The sequence below is a fragment of the Streptomyces sp. CB02009 genome, from assembly GCF_001905825.1.
GTDB lineage: Bacteria > Actinomycetota > Actinomycetes > Streptomycetales > Streptomycetaceae > Streptomyces.
In genome coordinates this window covers 102,028-120,413 of sequence record NZ_LIVV01000005.1, presented here as the reverse complement: position 1 = coordinate 120,413, position 18,386 = coordinate 102,028, and the positions used below count along the sequence as shown (strand labels likewise).

General features: G+C 72.7%; 15 protein-coding genes. 6 read left to right on the top strand and 9 right to left on the bottom strand.

Translation table 11 applies throughout. The annotated features are described in order from the left end of the window. The first annotated feature begins 161 nt into the window (after positions 1-161). On the top strand, positions 162-2,006 hold the full coding sequence (locus AMK27_RS19980; protein WP_073909918.1) for a phosphoenolpyruvate carboxykinase (GTP): 1,845 nt from the start codon (positions 162-164) through the stop codon (positions 2,004-2,006). A 138-nt stretch (positions 2,007-2,144) separates the two neighbouring features. Here the strand turns inward: AMK27_RS19980 and AMK27_RS19975 are convergent, their stop codons facing one another. The 7 genes from AMK27_RS19975 to AMK27_RS19945 form a co-directional block, all read right to left on the bottom strand. Next, complete coding sequence (locus AMK27_RS19975; RefSeq protein WP_241847559.1) at positions 2,145-3,059, bottom strand: poly-gamma-glutamate hydrolase family protein; 915 nt, start codon at positions 3,057-3,059, stop codon at positions 2,145-2,147. A gap of 17 nt (positions 3,060-3,076) precedes the next feature. Then, complete coding sequence (locus tag AMK27_RS19970; protein ID WP_073909915.1) at positions 3,077-3,679, bottom strand: hypothetical protein; 603 nt, start codon at positions 3,677-3,679, stop codon at positions 3,077-3,079. After that, positions 3,666-5,279 (bottom strand): vWA domain-containing protein, encoded by a 1,614-nt coding sequence (locus AMK27_RS19965; RefSeq protein ID WP_073909911.1) that lies wholly within the window; start codon positions 5,277-5,279, stop codon positions 3,666-3,668. The genes AMK27_RS19970 and AMK27_RS19965 overlap by 14 nt, the downstream gene beginning before the upstream one ends. Next, positions 5,276-6,493: a toxic anion resistance protein gene (locus AMK27_RS19960; RefSeq protein WP_073909907.1), complete on the bottom strand. Its 1,218-nt coding sequence runs from the start codon at positions 6,491-6,493 to the stop codon at positions 5,276-5,278. Before AMK27_RS19960 ends, AMK27_RS19965 begins: the two co-directional genes overlap by 4 nt. Then, on the bottom strand, positions 6,490-7,620 hold the full coding sequence (locus tag AMK27_RS19955; protein ID WP_198955910.1) for a hypothetical protein: 1,131 nt from the start codon (positions 7,618-7,620) through the stop codon (positions 6,490-6,492). The genes AMK27_RS19960 and AMK27_RS19955 overlap by 4 nt, the downstream gene beginning before the upstream one ends. A 328-nt stretch (positions 7,621-7,948) precedes the next feature. Then, positions 7,949-8,350, bottom strand: a complete 402-nt coding sequence (locus AMK27_RS19950) for an SCO4983 family protein (protein ID WP_073909904.1) — start codon at positions 8,348-8,350, stop codon at positions 7,949-7,951. Between the two features lie 78 nt (positions 8,351-8,428). Further along, a complete protein-coding gene (locus tag AMK27_RS19945) occupies positions 8,429-9,640 on the bottom strand; it encodes a pyridoxal phosphate-dependent aminotransferase (protein ID WP_073909900.1) in 1,212 nt (403 codons plus the stop codon). Between the two features lie 167 nt (positions 9,641-9,807). Here AMK27_RS19945 and mptB point away from each other — a divergent pair, with 167 nt between their 5' ends. Next, positions 9,808-11,247: a polyprenol phosphomannose-dependent alpha 1,6 mannosyltransferase MptB gene (gene mptB, locus AMK27_RS19940; RefSeq protein WP_073909897.1), complete on the top strand. Its 1,440-nt coding sequence runs from the start codon at positions 9,808-9,810 to the stop codon at positions 11,245-11,247. Positions 11,248-11,385: 138 nt separating this feature from the next. Here mptB and AMK27_RS19935 read toward each other — a convergent pair whose 3' ends face one another. Both AMK27_RS19935 and AMK27_RS19930 read right to left on the bottom strand, forming a co-directional pair. Continuing rightward, complete coding sequence (locus AMK27_RS19935) at positions 11,386-12,963, bottom strand: N-acyl-D-amino-acid deacylase family protein (RefSeq protein ID WP_073909895.1); 1,578 nt, start codon at positions 12,961-12,963, stop codon at positions 11,386-11,388. Between the two features lie 11 nt (positions 12,964-12,974). After that, entirely contained in the window at positions 12,975-14,240 is a 1,266-nt protein-coding gene (locus AMK27_RS19930; RefSeq protein ID WP_073909892.1) for an alanine racemase, read from the bottom strand. Positions 14,241-14,364: 124 nt separating this feature from the next. Here AMK27_RS19930 and AMK27_RS19925 point away from each other — a divergent pair, with 124 nt between their 5' ends. From AMK27_RS19925 to AMK27_RS19910, 4 genes are all read left to right on the top strand, one after another. Beyond that, the gene (locus AMK27_RS19925) at positions 14,365-15,399 is read left to right on the top strand and encodes a sugar kinase (protein WP_073909889.1); all 1,035 of its coding nucleotides are present in this window, start codon (positions 14,365-14,367) and stop codon (positions 15,397-15,399) included. Next, positions 15,396-16,157 carry an IclR family transcriptional regulator gene (locus tag AMK27_RS19920; protein ID WP_073909885.1) on the top strand — a complete coding sequence of 254 codons (762 nt, stop codon included), beginning with the start codon at positions 15,396-15,398 and terminating at the stop codon, positions 16,155-16,157. The genes AMK27_RS19925 and AMK27_RS19920 overlap by 4 nt, the downstream gene beginning before the upstream one ends. Continuing rightward, complete coding sequence (locus AMK27_RS19915; RefSeq protein ID WP_073909882.1) at positions 16,154-16,588, top strand: RidA family protein; 435 nt, start codon at positions 16,154-16,156, stop codon at positions 16,586-16,588. Before AMK27_RS19920 ends, AMK27_RS19915 begins: the two co-directional genes overlap by 4 nt. Before the next feature lie 286 nt (positions 16,589-16,874). After that, on the top strand, positions 16,875-18,317 hold the full coding sequence (locus tag AMK27_RS19910; protein ID WP_073909878.1) for a GntP family permease: 1,443 nt from the start codon (positions 16,875-16,877) through the stop codon (positions 18,315-18,317). The last annotated feature ends 69 nt before the right edge of the window (positions 18,318-18,386 follow it).

Genomic DNA, 18,386 nt, shown 5'->3' with positions numbered 1-18,386 from the left:
GATGTGAGTGGCGATGCTCACGTGTGCGTGCCCCTGGACATATGGGCGGATCCGTCGGATGATCAAATGAGTGCGGTCGGCACCGGATGAGCAGCTACGAAGCGTCCGGGTCGCGGCCCCCACGGGGCACACACCAAAAAACCCCTCTACAAGGAGCAATCGTGGCGCGCGACAACGCGGCTCCCCAGACCCTTCCGACCCAGCACCAGGGGCTCGTCTCCTGGGTGAACGAGATCGCCGAGATCACCCAGCCGGACAGCATCGTCTGGTGCGACGGCTCCGAGGCCGAGTACGAGCGCCTGTGCGAGGAGCTCGTCGCCAAGGGGACCTTCACGAAGCTCGACCCGGTGAAGCGCCCGAACTCGTACTACGCCGCCTCCGACCCGACCGACGTCGCGCGCGTCGAGGACCGGACCTTCATCTGCTCCGAGAAGGAGGAGGACGCGGGCCCGACCAACCACTGGAAGGCCCCGGCGGAGATGAAGGCCATCTTTACCGGAGAAGGAAGCAGTTTCGCGGGCGAGAAGGGCATCTTCCGCGGCTCGATGCGTGGCCGCACCATGTACGTCGTGCCCTTCTGCATGGGCCCGGTCGGCTCCCCGCTCTCCGCCATCGGCGTCGAGATCACCGACTCCGCGTACGTCGCCGTCTCCATGCGCACCATGACCCGCATGGGACAGGCCGTCCTCGACGAGCTCGGCACCGACGGCTTCTTCGTCAAGGCCGTCCACACCCTCGGCGCCCCCCTGGAGGAGGGCCAGGAGGACGTGCCGTGGCCCTGCAACTCCACCAAGTACATCTCGCACTTCCCCGAGAGCCGCGAGATCTGGTCGTACGGCTCCGGCTACGGCGGCAACGCCCTGCTCGGCAAGAAGTGCTACGCGCTCCGCATCGCCTCCGTCATGGCCCGTGACGAGGGCTGGCTCGCCGAGCACATGCTGATCCTCAAGCTCACCCCGCCGCAGGGCGAGGCGAAGTACGTCGCGGCGGCCTTCCCGTCCGCCTGCGGCAAGACCAACCTGGCCATGCTGGAGCCCACGATCTCCGGCTGGACCGTCGAGACCATCGGCGACGACATCGCCTGGATGCGCTTCGGCGAGGACGGTCGCCTGTACGCGATCAACCCCGAGGCCGGCTTCTTCGGCGTCGCGCCCGGCACCGGCGAGCACACCAACGCCAACGCCATGAAGACCCTCTGGGGCAACTCCGTCTTCACCAACGTCGCCCTCACCGACGACAACGACGTGTGGTGGGAGGGGATGACCGAGACGGCCCCCGCGCACCTCACCGACTGGAAGGGCAACGACTGGACGCCGGAGTCCGAGACGCCGGCCGCCCACCCGAACGCCCGCTTCACCGTCCCGGCCGGGCAGTGCCCGACGATCGCCCCCGAGTGGGAGGACACCAAGGGCGTCCCGATCTCGGCGATCCTCTTCGGTGGCCGCCGCGCCTCCGCCGTCCCGCTGGTCACCGAGTCCTTCGACTGGAACCACGGCGTCTTCCTCGGCGCGAACGTCGCCTCCGAGAAGACCGCCGCCGCCGAGGGCAAGGTCGGCGAGCTGCGCCGCGACCCCTTCGCCATGCTGCCGTTCTGCGGCTACAACATGGGCGACTACATGGCCCACTGGGTCAAGGTCGGTGCCACCGCGGACGCCGCGAAGCTCCCGAAGATCTACTACGTGAACTGGTTCCGCAAGAACGACGCGGGCAAGTTCGTCTGGCCCGGCTTCGGCGAGAACAGCCGCGTCCTGAAGTGGATCGTCGAGCGCCTGGAGGGCAAGGCCGAGGGCGTCGAGACCCCGATCGGCATCCTGCCGACCGCGGAGTCCCTCGACACCGAGGGCCTCGACCTGCCGGCCGAGGACCTGGAGTTCCTCCTCAAGGTCGACCGTGACGTGTGGCGCGAGGAAGCCGCCCTCGTCCCCGACCACCTCAACACCTTCGGCGACCACACGCCGAAGGAGCTGTGGGACCAGTACCACGCCCTCGTCGAGCGCCTGGGCTGATCCCGCACCGCAGACTCGTGGTGGGTTGCCCCGAGATACCGCCCTGACCAGTGGGGTCACGACGGCCCACCACGACGCAACCGGCCCCCGGAGCCCCCTCAGGCTCCGGGGGCCGGCGCATGTCCGCCGCCGTCCGGGTCAGAGGATCGGCTGGCCGGCCTCGACGGTCGCGATCGCTCTGCGGCAGGCGTCGCGGAAGCTCTTGAAAAGGCTTTCCTGGTCGTCCCAGGTGTCCGCGCGGGCGCCACGGGAGGAGGAGTCGCCGAAGAGACTCTCGCGCAGCTCCGTGGTCAGCTCCAGCTGGGCGCCCTTCCTGAGCATCGTCAGGTTGCACGGGTTGTCGACGTGGCTGCCGTTGAACTCACCGAGGGTGGCGGAGTAACGGGAGTCGAAGGCGTCGACCGCCTGGAAGCCCGCGGCCTTGATCTCCGTCACCAGGGCCGTGCGGAAGGCCGCGTTCAGGCCGCCGACGACGGCGACGGCGCGGCTGCCGGTCGACGGGAAGGTGGACGTGGGCAGCTTCAGCTGGTCGAACTTGCAGCCGTGCAGGGACAGCACGTTGAGGTGGCTCGCCGCCGTCGACAGGGCGACGTGGTCGTCGCAGTTCTTCGAGGTGACGTGCAGGGCGCTGTTCCCGGCGGAGAGCAGGCCCTCGAACATGAAGTAGTCGTGCACGGTCGGCAGGATCGGGGCGCCCGCGGAGTCGCCCGGGCTGTAACCGGCGATGCCCAGGCAGAGCTCGGTCGTGCCGATCTCGATGCCGCCGCCGTGCAGGGCGAGGATCGCGGTGCGCGGGAAGTCGTACTTCTCGCTCATCTTGAGGTCGAACTGCTGATGACGGCGGTAACGACGGCTGTACGAGGTTCCCTCGACCAGGTTCGTGTCCTGGTAGAGGGCGGTGTTCGAAGGGTACTCGGCCGGGTCGGCGGCCGTGGCGGCGGCGGCCGGGGCCGCCGCGGCGAGCTGGGAGAGGACCGGGCCTCCCACCGTGGCGGCGGCGGCCAGGGCGGTCAGCACGGTACGGCGGGACGTGGTGCGTTCTGTGAATGTCATGCGCGGAACATAACTGATCATCCGTCGCGCCCCTCCACGTACCGGGTGTGGACCTCCTGCCGGACGGCCTCCGCCTCCTGCAGGGCGGCGGCGATCGCCCTCACCTCCTCGTGGAGCGCGGCCAGCTGGCGCTCCAGATGGTGCTCGGGCTGCTCCGCGCCCGGGGTGAAACGCGACCACCACCGGGTCCGTACGAAGGCGTCGACGGCCTCCGGGACGTCCTGGCGGACGGCGCGGGCCAGGACGTGCAGATGCTCGGGGTCGGTCACCCAGCCGGGTGCGAGCAGCGCCTCCACGAGGGTGTCGAGCGCGGTCAGGCGCTCGCGCGCGGCGTCCGGCAGCTCGGTGTCCGCCAGGTACGCGCGCAGCCTCGCGAAGTCCGCCCGCAGTCCGTCGAGCCGGTCCCCCTCCTCGGCGAACTCCGGGGCCGCCGGCCGGTCGGGCGGGGCGATCAGCGCGCCCGCCGCGTACAGACCGCCGACCACCAGGGGCCACAGGGCGCCCGCCGCTCCGGTGAGGGCGATGCCGACACCGGCCAGACCGCAGACGGAGCCGAGGAGGTTCTTGCGGGACCCGGCGTACCGGAGGACGGCGTCCCCGGGTCTCTCACTGGTAGCCACGGATCTCCTCGAACGCTCCGTCCAGCGAACCCTGACGGGCGTCGAAGAGCTTGCCGCCCGTCAGGTTCGCGATGTGGTCGAGCTCGCCGCGGTCGGAGTCCCCGAAGAGGATCGGGAAGACCGGTGTGCGCTTCTGCTCGGCCGGCAGCGAGGAGTGGAAGCCGTCGAACGCGGTGGCCGGGTCGCCGTCGGTGTTCTCCCCGTCCGTCATGAGGACGATCGAGGTGAACGTGTCGCCGCGGGAGGTCCCGAGGAAGCGGTACGCCTCCTGGACGCTGGAGTAGATCGCGGTGCCGCCGGAGGCGGAGAGCTTCCGCGCGTCCCCCCTGATCGCGTCGAGCGCCGCCCGCGGCGCGGCCGGGTCGACCGTGTGCGTACGGACCTCGTCCCGCTTCACGGCGGAACCGAAGGGCATCAGCGTGACCTCCTCCCGGTCCCGGAAGTCACCCGTCAGCTCCACCAGGGCCTTCTTGAGGCGTTCGAGCCGCTCGCCGCTCATCGAACCCGAGGTGTCGAGCACGTACACCGTGCGGGACGGCCGGCGCAGGGTGTTGTCGTACGCGTCGAGCAGCCCGTCCGCCACCTTCCGGCTGCCGGGGAACGGCAGCTCGCGCCGCTGGTCGCGGGCGAGCGCCGAGGCCGGGCGGACACCGGGGACGACGGGGCGGCGGAGGGTCTTCTCGGTGATCTGCCGCTGGGTGTCCGGGGTCCGCAGGAATGTGGTGAGCCTCCCGGCCGCCGCCTTCGCCTCGGGCCGGGCGGCGGTGAGCAGGGTCAGCGGGTAGTCGGCCGTCACGACGCCGTCCGACGGCCGGATCACCGTCAGCCCGCCGGGCGCGGACAGCAGCACCGACTCGTAGTTGACGAGCGCGTCGACGTCGGTGCGGCGGGCGTACGCGGTGGCGAGCCAGCCGGAGGAGCCCGAGGTCAGCTTCTGGCCGGTGAAGAACTCCTTGAGCCGCGGGGTGGCCCCGGCGACGTCCCGCTCGGTGAGCGCCGACTGGGCCCCGGAGAGCCCGGAGGCCACCGAGACCAGGGCGGAGAACCCCGAGTTGGAGCGCATCGGGTCGGTCATGCCGTACGTCAGCTTCCCGTCGGCGACCGCCCGGTGCAGCTGCGACCAGGTGACGTGCGCCGGGTCCCAGCCGAGCCGGGCGACGACCGCCGGACGCACCCCGAGGGCGACGGGCGAGGCCATGATCGGGGTCTCGCCGGTGATCTTCTTCGCGGTGTCGGGCCGGAGCCGCAGATAGTCGTTGGAGGAGAGCCAGACCGCGTCGTAGTTCTTCTCCGCCTCGCCGGACGCGATCTGCTCGACGGCGTCGAGGGTGCCGACGTACGTGGGCCGGACGGTGACGCCGACGGACGTGCGGGCCGCTTCGAGGATCGGTGCCATGTCGGCGAGTTCGGAGGAGGCGAGGACCCGGAGGGTGCCCGCGGCGGCCTCCCGGCCCCGCTCGTCGGGCCGGCCGGTGGCGCCGCCCGCGCCGTCCCCGGAGGCGTCGGACCCGCCGGAGCAGGCGGTGGCGAGCAGGGCGAGGGCCAGCCCGGCCACGGTGCGGGCGAGGGCGCGGCGGCGAGGCGTACGGGTCGTCGTCATGCGCGGTCACCACCCTCCAGCGCGCCGGTGCGGCGGCTGCGCGCCAGGTGCGCGCTCGCCTCCTGGAGTTCGGCGGTGAGCGACTCGACCGTCGCCGCCATCGACTCCGTCGCCCGCGCCTTGTACGCGTCGATGGCGTCGAGCGTCCGGTAGATCTGCTGGAACGCCGTGCGGAGCGTCTCCGCGCCCACCGCCGGGTCCGCCGCGATCCGCTGGATCTCGCCCGCCTGGGTCGCCAGCATCTCGGCGTTCCCGCGGACGAGGTCCTCGGTGGTCGAGCGCAGCGCGTGGACCTGCTCGGCGACCTTCCGCTGGTTGTCGAGCGCCGAGGCCAGCATCACCGCGATACGCAGCGCCGACACGGTCGTCGTCGCCGCCCGGTCGACGCCCTTGATCAGTTCGTCGTTGTTCCGGCGGACCACGTCCATCGCCAGGTACCCCTGTGCGCAGACGGCGAGTTGGGTCAGCAGGTCCTGGTGCTTCTGCCGGACCGGGAAGAGGACGTCCGAGCGCAGCGCGTCCGCCCGGGCCGGGTCTGCGGTGGCGGCGACGCGCTGCTCCACGGCCGCGTCGAGGGCGTCGGTGAGCACCGCGCACTCCTGGAGCCTGCTCATGGTCTCCCAGAGCCGGGCCCGCTCCGTCTGCAACGCGGCGTTGTCGCGGCGCAGTTCGTCCTGGCCGCCGCGCAGGGAACCGACGATCCGGTTCAGCGTGGCCTGGGAGGAGGCGTACCTGGCGACGTGGTCGCGGAGCCTGTTGCCGCCCGGGAGCTTCGCGAGCAGCCCCTTGAGTCCCCTGCCGGGGGTGTCGCGGGGGTCCAGGTCGGTGATCGTGCGCCGGAGTTCGACGAGGGACGAGCCGACCCGGGCCTGGGCGTCGCCGCCGCCTCCCGCGTCGAGCGAGCGGATCGTCCGGTCGAGCATCCGGTTCGACTGCTGGGCGGCGGAGCGCATCTCGCCCGTGCCGAGTGCCGTGATCTCACCGATGCGGCCGGCGAACTCGGGGGAGCGCGGGTCGAGTCCGTCGAGGGAGCCGACGTACTCGGCGGCCCGCCGGGTCAGCTCGGTACGGGTGGCCTCGTCGACCGGCACCAGGCCGGAGGCCTGCTCGGCGCGGACCGGCGGCACGGGCTCGGGCGGGGTGAGGACCAGCGGGGTGTCGTGCTCGGGAGGTGTCAGGGCCATCGTCCTTCTCGGATCCTCGGGCGTGCTCATGCGGTGTCCCCCTGGTCGCGGGCCCGCAGGGCCATCTCGTGCAGCACCTTGCCGGTGGGCACGGGCGCCTGGCGGACACCGGTCAGCGTCTGGTTGAGGTAGGCGGCGTGGCTCTCGGTCGCGGTGGTGAACTCGCCGGCCGCGCCCTGCGGGCGGAAGCCGTGGCGGACCACGAGCCTGCGCAACTCGGGGTCAGTGGAGAGGAGTTCCCCGAGCGCCCGGCCGCTCTCGGTGAGCGGTACGAGGGTGTGGTCGCTGCTGACCGTGGTGTCCGGGTAGAGGACGACCAGGTCTCCCATCGGCCGGCCGGCCAGGAGCTGGGAGGCGACCTGGGACTCGTAGACGAGGACGAGCGGGTTGCCGACGCCGCTGATGAAGTCCCGGAAGGGGGCGTCGGAACCGGACTGCTGGGCGCCCTGCACCTGGATGAGCTTGCGCAGCAGCGGGGCGGTGCGGGTGACGGCCGCCCTGTCGCCGGCGACCCGGCCGCCGTCGGCGACGTAGCTCGCGGCGGCGAGGTAGAGGGCGCCCGAGTTGGAGGCGACCGGGTCGGTGGAGGTGATGAAGAGGGTGCCGCTCAGTTCGGCGTGCCCGGCGGAGCCCTTGAGCTGCTGCCAGGTGCGGTCGGCGCGGGCCGCCGCGAGGTAGGCGTCCATCTTCAGGGTGCCGCTGGTGCCGCGTGCCCCGAGGGTCGCGAGCCCGTTCGCGGCGAGGACCTGGGCGGCGGCGCTGTGCGCGACGACGACGAGCGGCGAGTAGAAGGGCCGCAGCGGGGCGGTCGCCGCCTTCGTCCGCTGTACGGCCTTGGCGCGCAGCCCGTCGGCCGGTGCCTTGGAGGACGGGAAGGCGAAGTCGTAGCCGTCGAGGGGGAGTTCCTCCATGTCCCAGGACCCGGAGGTCTCGGTGATCACGGTGAAGCCCTTCGCGGCAAGGGCCTTCACCACCTGAGGGTCGGTGAAGAACTCCGCCTTCTCCGACCCGATGACTCCTCGCACGGTCTTCGTTGCCGTGCCCGTGTCCTTGTCGCCGCCCGTCACGAGGACGGCGGCCACGCCGCCGAGGAGAAGGACGGCCAGGACGATTCCCAGGATGCGTCTCACGTGGGCAGCGTGCTCACGGAAACCCACATTCCAGGGGGAGTCGGGTGGACGAGAGGTGAAGGGCCGATCCCGGTACCGAACCGGAGCGTGGACCGCCGTATCTCCGCCGTATCTCCGCGGTTTCGGGGTGTGGAGGGGGTGTGGAGGGAGGAGCGAAGGGGGGCGGCGGGAGGAGGGTGTGGTCCGGCGGTGGTGCAGGGGTGTGCCGGGGTGCGGGGCTGAGTCGGGGCGCCTGCGGGAGGGTGCCGGGGTGTGGTGATGCGCCGGGGTGCCGGGATGCGCCTGGGGTGTCGGCGGGGGCGTCCCGGTGGGTGGCGCCCGGTCCGCGCGGTTCGTGCCGCGCGGACCGGGGCCGTCAGGGGGTGCCGGCGGAGGCCAGGGCGGTTTCCCCGGCCAGCGCGGCGGCGTGCGCGTCCATGCGCTCCGCGGCGAGGATCGCGGCGGCGGTGTCGGCCCGGGAGGCGGCGACGACCAGGGCGCGGCCCGCGAGGGCGTGGGCCCTGCGGTGCAGGTCCGGCGCGGACGAACCGCTCAGACCCGCGTGCCGTGCGGGCGGTGCGCCGCGCAGCCGCGCCACCTGCCGGGCGATCAGTTCGCCGGCCTCGGTGTCGCCGAGCTCGTCGGTGACGGCGAGCAGGGCGGAGAGGTGTCCGGCGAGCTGGATGTCCAGCTCTTCCTCGCGGGAGCGGTGCGGGTACGCGTCGTGGGCGTCGTCGGCCATCCGGTGGACCGACTTGGTGCGGATCGGTTCGTACATGGGACGGCCTCCTGAGTGCTCTGGAGCCATCCTAGCTTAGATTCAGTCTAAAGTTGAGTGGTGTCCGGCCGTGGCGCGCTACGGCTGGCTGTAGCCGTCCAGGAAGCGGCCGATCCGGGTCACCGCGTCCGCCAGGTCCGCCGCCGCCGGCAGCGTGACGATCCGGAAGTGATCGGGCTCGTGCCAGTTGAAGCCCGTACCGTGCACCACCATGATCTTCTCGGCCCGCAGCAGGTCGAGGACCATCTGCCGGTCGTCCTTGATCTTGTAGACGTTCGGGTCGAGCCGCGGGAACAGGTACAGCGCGCCCTTCGGCTTCACGCACGTCACGCCCGGGATCTGCGTCAGCAGCTCGTACGCCGTGTCCCGCTGCTCGAGCAGGCGCCCGCCCGGCAGCACCAGGTCCTCGATCGACTGCCGGCCCTGGAGCGCGGCGGCCACCGCGTGCTGCGCCGGCATGTTCGCGCACAGGCGCATGTTGGCGAGGATCGTGAGTCCCTCGATGTACGAGGACGCGTGGTGCTTCGGGCCGCAGACCGCCAGCCAGCCCGAGCGGAAACCGGCCACCCGGTAGTTCTTGCTCATCCCGTTGAAGGTCAGGACGAGCAGGTCGGGGGCGATCGCGGCGGTGGGGGTGTGCGTGGCGCCGTCGTAGAGGATCTTGTCGTAGATCTCGTCGGAGCAGATGACCAGGTTGTGGCGGCGGGCGATCTCCGTGAGGGAGCGGAGCATCTCGTCGTCGTAGACGGCGCCCGTCGGATTGTTCGGGTTGATGATCACGATCGCCTTCGTACGATCGGTGATCTTCCGCTCGATGTCCGCCAGGTCCGGCATCCAGTCCGCCTGCTCGTCGCAGCGGTAGTGCACGGCCGTACCGCCCGCGAGCGAGACGGACGCCGTCCACAGCGGATAGTCCGGGGCCGGGACGAGGACCTCGTCGCCGTCGTCGAGCAGGGCCTGCATCGACATCTGGATCAGCTCGGAGACGCCGTTGCCGAGGTAGATGTCCTCGACGGAGAGCGGGATGCCCTTGGTCTCGTAGTGGCTCATCACCGCGCGGCGGGCCGACAGCAGCCCCTTCGCGTCGCCGTAGCCGTGCGCCTCGGAGAGGTTGCGCAGCACGTCCTCGAGGATGGCGGGCGGGCACTCGAAGCCGAACGCGGCCGGGTTTCCCGTGTTGAGCTTGAGGATGCGATGACCCGCGGCCTCAAGCCGCATCGCCTCTTCGAGCACCGGACCCCGGATTTCGTAACAGACGTTGGCGAGCTTCGTGGACTGGATCACCTGCATGCCGAGAGCTTACGGCCGGGTCGGCCGGGACGCTTCGTGTTTTGGGACACGTCGGACAGGTCGAGGACCCGGCGGCCGGGCTTTCCCCCTGGTGGGGACACCGGACGGGGATCCGGCGACAGCCGCCGAATAGGGGTCCTCCCTCCGGCGGGATAGGTTGGCCCGTCGTGTGGGTTCTCAGTGCTTCCGGATGCCGGCGGCTCGGCGCTGCCGGGTCGCTCGCCGTCGCCGTGGGCGGCTGGGCCGCCGGGACGCTGCCGGTCCGCGGCGGCTGGGGACTGTGGGAGCCGCGCGGCTCCGCGGTCACCCTCGCCGGCGCGCTCCTCGCGTACCTCGGCCTGACCGTGCTCGTCGCCGCCTGGTGGCGGTACGGCGTGCTCCTCGCCCGGGGCGTACGGGACGGGGTGCTCACCACCCTCGCCTGGTGGACCGCGCCCCTGCTCCTCGCGCCGCCGCTCTACAGCAAGGACGTCTACAGCTACATCGCGCAGGGCGCCATGGTCCTCGAAGGGCACGACGTGTACGGCGGCGGGCCCTCCGTCCTCGGGCCCGGCGACCTCGGGGCGGACGCGGCCGCGAGCGTCGGCGGTCACTGGACCGACACCCCCGCGCCGTACGGGCCCGCCTTCCTGGTGCTGGCGCAGCTGGTCGTGCGACTGACCGGGGGCGAGATCGTCCCCGCCGTGCTCGGGATGCGGCTGCTCGCGCTCGGCGCGCTCGCCCTGATCGTCTGGGCCGTACGGGGTCTCGGAGGCGGACGCGGGGGGCCCGACGGGGCGCTGTGGCTCGCCGCCCTCAACCCGCTGCTGCTCATCCACGTCGTCGGCGGCATGCACAACGACGGCCTGATGATCGGGCTCATGCTGGCGGGCGTGCTGCTCGCCGTGCGGGGCCGCTGGGTGCTCGGCTGCGTCCTCGTGGGCCTGGCGATGATGGTCAAGTCGCCGGCGGCGGTCGCGCTGCTCTTCATCGGCGTGACGGTCGCGCGGCGGGACGGCGGTGCGCGGGGCCTGGCGAAGGGGCTGGTGCTGCCGGGGCTGGTGGCCGGCGCCGTGGCGGCGGTGGCGACGGTGCTCGCCGGGACCGGGTTCGGGTGGCTGCGGACGCAGAGCGTCGCGGGGACCATCCACACGGCGCTGTCCGTGAGCAGTGATCTCGGTCTGGGGCTCGGACTGCTGCTCGGGGACGACCCCGACCCGGTCAAGGCGGCCGTGCAGAACCTCGGGCTGCTCGCCGCCGTGGTGCTCATCCTGGTGCTCGCGTGGCGGGCCTGGCGGGGCGCGCTCGATCCGGTGCTGGGCCTGGGGCTCTCGCTGGTCGCCCTGGTCGCGCTGTCGCCGATGGTGCAGCCCTGGTACCTGCTGTGGGGGACGGCCGTGGTGGCGGCGGTCGCCTGGCGGGAGCGGGCGGGGCAGCTGCTGGCGGTGCTCTCGGCGGCGCTCGTGTACGAGACGGCCCTGGACGGGCGGACGCCCTGGTACGGCTTCGTGGTGGCCGGGGCGGTGCTGCTGGCGGGCCTGGTGTGGATGCGGCGGGAGCCGTGGCCGGGGGGCCGGGAACGGGCCGGCGCCCGCGAGGGCGCCGACCCCGTGGGCAGCGGGCGGTAGCGGCGGGGGGCCTCGCGGCCCCGCTCGCGTCGCCGCCCCCCCCCGCGCGCCGGAGCGTCCGGCGGATCGGGGCGGTGGCGGCGGGGGCGTCGCCGCCGCTGCACGCCCTGCATGTCCCTGCACGCCCCTTCCGCTCGGCTAGCGCGCCCGGCGGACCGATCTGCCCGCCAGCGCGGACGTGCGCCCGCCGTCCTCCATCACGAACACGCCGTCGACCAGCACGTGCGGGATCCCCGTCGGGAGGGTGCGGGGGGACGCGTACGTCGCTCCCGCGCCCACCGTCGCCGGGTCGAACAGGACCAGGTCCGCGCGGTGTCCCTCGCGGACGAGCCCCCGGTCGGTCAGGCCCAGGCGGGCAGCCGGGCGGGAGGTCAGGTGGGCCACGCAGTCCTCCAGGGTGAGGACGCCGAGCTCCCGTACGTACCGGCCCAGGTACTGCGGGAACGTGCCGTACGCGCGCGGGTGCGGCTTCAGGCCCTGGAGGATGCCGTCCGAGCCGCCCGTGTGCACCCGGTGCCGCATGATCGTCCGGACGTTCTCCTCGTGGCCCACGTGCTGGAGGATCGTCGTCCCGAGCCGGTCCTCCAGGAGGAGCCGGCGGGCCGTCGCCCAGCCGTCCACCCGGCGGCCCACCCAGTCCGTGAGCGTCCCCTCGGACACCCCCGAGATCTCGATCGTGTCCCAGTCCACCGGCACGCCGTGGCAGCCGTCCGAACCGATGACCTCCAGGTGGTGCCGGATGCGCTCCGCCGTCCCGTCGTCGCGGAGCCGGGCGAGCACCGCCTCGGGACCGCCCTCGCTCGCCCAGCTCGGCAGCACGGCCACCAGGGTCGTACAGCCGGGTGTGTACGGGTACGTGTCGAGGCTGATGTCCGAGCCCGCGTCCAGGGCCTCGTCCAGCAGGGCGAGGAGTTCGGGCGCCCTGCCCTCGTTCACGCCGAAGTTCATTGTGGCGTGGGCGAGGTGGAGGGCGCAGCCCGCGTCCCGGGTGAGCCGGACCATCTCCTCGTACGCCTCCAGGGCGCCGGCCCCGTACGAGCGGTGGTGCGGGCAGTAGTAGCCGCCGTACCCCGCCACCACCCGGCAGAGCTCCGTCAGCTCGGCGTCCTTCGCGTACATCCCCGGCGTGTAGGTCAGGCCGGACGACATGCCGACCGCGCCCTGCTCCATGCCCTCCGCGACCAGCCGGCGCATGTGGTCCAGCTCGGACTCCGTCGCCGGCCGGTCGTCCCAGCCGACGGCGTACATCCGGACCGTGCCCTGGGGGATCAGATAGGCGGCGTTGACGGCGATGCCCCGGTCCAGCCGGTCCAGGTACTCGCCGACGGTGCGCCAGTCGAAGTCGATGTCGTCGCCGGACCCGTTCCAGCCGGTGATCGCCCTCCGCACCTCGGCGAGCGTGCGGTCGTCGACCGGGGCGTACGACAGGCCGTCCTGGCCCAGGACCTCCAGCGTCACGCCCTGCGCGGCCTTCGCGCTGTGGTCCGGGTCGCGGAGCAGCGCGAGGTCGCTGTGGGCGTGCATGTCGATGAAGCCGGGGGAGAGGACGAGGCCCTCGGCGTCCACGACGCGGCGGGCGGTGGGACGCTGGCAGCCGGCCGCCGCGCCCTCCTTCACGATCGCGGCGATCCGGCCGCCGTCGATCGCCACGTCGGCGCGGTACGAGGCGCCGCCGGTGCCGTCGACGACCTCCGCGTCGCGGAAGACGAGGTCCATGACGACTCCTCCTAGAAGAACGTGCGGATGTAGTCGACGACCGTGCCGTCCGCCTCGACCAGCGGGATCAGCTGCCACTTGTCGAAGATCGTGCACGGGTGGGACAGGCCCATGCCGAGCCAGTCGCCGACCTCCAGGTCGGCGCCCTCCTCGGTCCGCACCCAGGCGTGCTGGTCGGAGAGACCGGTGACGGTCAGTCCGTCGGCGGGGCGGATCTCGCCGGTACGGGCGTCGCGGACCACCTGCGCCTCGGGGAGGTGCAGGTCGTGGGCGGCGTCGCGCTTGCCCGCGTTGGTGAACGCCTGCTCCGGGGTGGGGCGGGAGACGACCTGCGACCAGAGGCGGAACGCGGGCTCCAGGGCGCCCTCCTCCGGGACCCGGTTGAAGGGGGTCCGCTCCCGGTACTGCCCGTCGTCGTGCGAGACGTACGCGCCGGAGCGCAGCAGCTTCAGGACGGGCAGGGAGAGCCCGGGGATCTCCCCGAACACGTCCGCGACCGCGTCGAACCACTCGCTGCCGCCCGCGCTCACCACGATCTCGCCGATGGCGGGGTCGAAGCGGCCGGCCTTGTCGAAGTCGGCCGCGAGCCCCACCAGCCGGTGCAGCCACGCGCGGACCCGCTCGCCGTCGGCCCCGGGCATCGTGCCCTCGTACCCGGCGACGCCGACGAGCCGCAGCGTGGGGGCGTCCGCGACCGCGTCGGCGACGGCCGCGCACTCCGCCTCGGTCCGCACGCCCGTGCGCCCCGTCGCGCCGGCCGCCAGCTCGACGACGACGTCCACGGGGCGGGTGGCGCCCGCGGCGCGCAGGGCCCCGTCCATCAGCTCGACGCCGCGCACGGAGTCGACGTAGCAGAGGAAGCGGAAGTCCGGGTCGGCGTCGAGCTCGCCGGCGACCCAGCGGAGCGCCACCGGGTCGACGACCTCGTTCGCGAGGAAGATCCGGGCGATGCCGTGGGCACGGTAGACGCGGGCCTGGTGGGGCAGGGCGGCGGTGATGCCCCAGGCGCCGTGCGCCAGCTGCCGGTCGAAGAGCTGGGGTGCCATGGAGGTCTTGCCGTGCGGGGCGAAGGCCAGGCCGTGGCGCTCGGCGTACGTCTCCAGGAGGCGGAGGTTGTGCTCGACCGACTCGGCGGAGAGGGCGAGGACCGGGGTGGTGAAGCCGCCGGTGAAGAGGTTGCGCCGCTGGGCGGCGAGCTCGCCGACGGTCAGGCCCTCGGCGTCCGGGGGCAGGGCCTTGAAACGGTGGTCGACGCGCTCGTTCGCCAGGTCGGGCATGAGGCCTCCTCATCGAAGCGTTGCGGAGAATGCAACAGTCATTGCGTATGTCGCTCAAAGCTGTCTAGCATCCGGGCCAAGGCCGGGTCAATGGACCCCGCGAGAGTCGCAAGGGAGCGCCAGAGTGGCCGGAGAACCGCCCGTGGATGTCGTGTGCCTCGGCGAGTCCATGGTCACCTTCCTTCCCTCCCGACCCGGCCGCCTCGCCGACGTCCCCGCCTTCGAGCGCGCGATCGGCGGCGCCGAGTCCAACGTCGCCTGCGCCCTCGCCGCCGCGGGCCACCGCACCCGCTGGGTCGGCCGCGTCGGCAGGGACGGATTCGGGGACCACCTCGTCGAGACCATCGGCGCCTACGGCGTCGACGTCACCGCCGTCGAACGCGACCCCCGGCGCCCCACCGGCGTCTACTTCCGCACCGCCGCCGACCGCGCCACCGACGCCCACGAGGTCGTCTACTACCGCGCCGGATCGGCCGCCTCCGCGATGTCGCCCGCCACCGTGCCGTACGCGACCGTCGCCGACGCCCGCGTCCTGCACCTCACCGGCATCACCGCCGCCCTCTCCGACGACTGCCTCGCCCTCATGCGCGCCCTCACCGCGCCCCGGACCGGCCGCCCGCTCGTCTCCTTCGACGTCAACTGCCGCCCCGGGCTGTGGCGCGACGGCGCCACCAGCGCCGGCCCCGTCCTCCTGGAACTCGCCCGCCGGGCCGACCTCGTCTTCGTCGGCGCCGACGAGGCCGAACAGGCCTGGGGCATCGGCGACCCCGCGGCGATCCGCGCGGCCCTCCCCGAACCCGCCGTCCTCGTCGTGAAACGGGGCGCCGACGGCGCGACCGTCCACGAACGCACCGCCGCCGGAACCGACACCGCCGTACACGTGCCCGCCCCCCGCGTCGACGTCGTCGCCGCCGTGGGCGCCGGAGACGCCTTCGCCGCCGGATTCCTCTCCGCCACCCTCCGCGGGCTCGACGCCACCGCCCGCCTCCGGCACGGCCACCTGCTCGCCGCCGCCGCCCTCACCGTCCCCGGCGACCTGGCCGCACCTCCCCGCCGCGCCCACGCCGACCGGCTCGCCGCCCTCGCCCCGACCGCCTGGGGCACACTTCAGCTCGGCCCCGGCTGGACGGGGGACGACCAGGAGGGACGTACACCATGAGCCAGACCGTCGACCGGGCGCTCAGCATCCTGCCCTTGCTCGCACAGGGTCCCGCCGACCTCGGACAGGTCGCCGACCGGCTCGGCGTCCACAAGTCCACCGCCCTCCGGCTGCTGCGCACCCTGCACGAGCACGGCCTCGTCTACCGCCAGCAGGACCAGCGGTACCGGCTCGGCGCCCGCCTCTTCGCGCTCGCGCAGGAGGCCGTCGAGAACCTCGACATCCGCGAGATCGCGCACCCCCACCTCGCCGCCCTCAACGAGCGGATCGGGCACACGATCCACCTCGCCGTCTACGAGGAGGGCGAGGTCCTCTACATCGACAAGGTCGAGAGCCGCTACCCGGTCCGCATGTACTCGCGCATCGGCAAGCCCGTCGCGATCACCGTCGCCGCCGTCGCCAAGCTGCTCCTCGCCGACCTGCCCGAACCCGAGCGCCGCGCCCTCGCCGGCAAGCTCGACTACCCCCCGTACACGCCCCGTTCGACCCCGAACGCCGCCGCCTTCCTCAAGGAGCTGGCGACCGTACGCGAACAGGGCTGGGCCACCGACCTCGGCGGCCACGAGGAGTCCATCAACTGCGTCGGCGCGCCCATCCGCGGCGCCGACGGGCGCGTCGTCGCCGCGATGTCGGTCTCGGCGCCCAACGTGGTCGTCACGGCCGAGGAACTCCTCTCCCTCCTCCCGCAGGTGCGCCGCACCGCGGACACCATCAGCCGGGAGTACTCCGGCACCTCCCCGAGCAAGGACAGCGCATGACCGAGCAGAACTCCGCCCAGCCGACCGTGAAGACCGCCCTCACCCCGGCCACCCACACCGCCCCGCCCGCGAAGTTCTCGCACGGCGTGAAGAAGGGCAACATCCTCCAGGTCGCGGGCCAGGTCGGCTTCCTGCCCGCCGTCGAGGGCCAGGCCCCGACCGTCGCCGGCCCCACCCTGCGCGAGCAGACCCTCCAGACCTTCGCCAACGTCAAGGCGATCCTGGAGGAGGGCGGCGCGAGCTGGGACGACGTGATGATGATGCGCGTCTACCTGACGGACGTGGACCACTTCGCCGAGATGAACGCGATCTACAACCAGTACTTCGAGGAGCAGGGCCTCACGGCGCCCGCCTCGGCCCGCACCACCGTCTACGTCGGCCTGCCCCAGGGCCTGCTCATCGAGATCGACGCCCTCGCCGTCCTCGGCTGACCCGAGCACACGGCCCGGGCACACCCGGCCGGAGCACCCACGGCCGGAACACCGACGGCCCGCGCCCACGCGGCCGGAGCACCCTCGGCCCGCGCGCCCGCAGTCGGAACCCCGGCCCGCGCGCCCACAGCCGGAGCACCCCCGGCCCGCGCGCCCACGGCCGGAGCCCACGCGCCCGAACGGACCTGAACCGATCCACCTGAACCAGCCGCACCACGGCACGGCGTTCTCCCCCGGAACGCCGTGCCGCGCTCCCCCCTACCCAAAAGCGAGGCCTCCCCCCGCCATGAACCCCGACACGCCCCCGCACACCGGTGGACTGCTCCTCCTGATACCCGGGACCGCCGGGCTGCTCACCGTCGCCGCCCTCGGCATCGCCGTCCTGCTCCTGCTGATCATCAAGGTCCGGCTCCAGCCCTTCGTCGCGCTGCTCGCCGTCTCCATCGGCGTCGGCCTCGCCGCCGGCCTCTCCGTCACCGAACTCTTCGGCACCGTCCAGAAGTCCGCCGCCACCTCCGTCATCGAGACCGGCATGGGCGGCATCCTCGGCCACGTCGCGATCATCATCGGCCTCGGCACCATGCTCGGCGCGATCCTGGAGGTCTCCGGCGGCGCCGAGGTGCTGAGCAGCCGCCTCCTCGGCCTCTTCGGCGAGAAGCGCGCCCCCCTCGCCATGGGCCTCACCGGACTCATCTTCGGCATCCCGGTCTTCTTCGACGTCGGCATCTTCGTCCTCGCGCCGATCGTCTACGCCGCCGCCAAGCGGTCCGGCAAGTCGATCCTGCTCTACGCCATGCCGCTGCTCGCGGGCCTGTCCATGACCCACGCCTTCCTGCCGCCGCACCCCGGCCCGGTCGCCGCCGCCGGCCTCCTGCATGTCTCGCTCGGCTGGGTCATCCTGATGGGCGTCCTGGTCGGTGTCCCGGCCGTCCTCGCGGCCTGGGCGTACGCCGGTTGGATCGGCCGCAGGCTCTTCGTCGCGGTCCCGCAGGACATGGTCGAGGCCGCCGACGAGGCCAGGGCCAAGGTCGCCGCCGAGCGGTCCGGCGGCAGCGAGGCGCCCGTGGCGCTCTCCACCGTGCTCCTCATCATCGGCACGCCGCTGGTCCTCATCCTCGCCGCGACCTTCTCCTCCATCGCCCTGGACGAGTCCACCCTCCGCTCGGTCATCGAGTTCTTCGGCAGCCCGTTCGTCGCGCTGACGCTGGCGCTGTTCCTCGCGTACTGGCTGCTCGGCATCCGGCGCGGCTGGTCCCGGAAGTCCCTGGAGCAGGTGTCCACCTCCTCCCTCAAGCCGGTCGGCAACATCCTGCTCGTGGTCGGCGCGGGCGGGGTGTTCGGCGCGGTCCTCAAGGTGAGCGGCGTCGCCCAGGCGCTCTCCGACACCTTCCACGACGTCGGTCTCCCCGTCATCGTGCTCGCCTACCTGATCTCCCTGGTGCTGCGCGTGGCCCAGGGCTCGGCGACCGTCGCGATCGTCACCACGGCCGGCATCGTGCTGCCCCTCGTCGAGGGCGGCGACCACTCGCAGGCCTTCCTGGCCCTGGTCATCATGGCGATCTCGGCCGGCTCGATCTTCGCCTCGCACGTCAACGACGGCGGGTTCTGGATCGTCTCCAAGTACTTCGGCATCACCGAACGGGACACCCTGAAGTCCTGGACGGTGCTGGAGTCGGTGCTCTCCCTGGCCGGTTTCGCGGCGGCGGCCGTGCTGAGCCTGTTCGTCTGACCCCGGCCTCGCCCCCCCCACGCGCGGGGGCGCCCCGGCGGTGGTCCCGCCGGGGCGCCCCGTCACGTA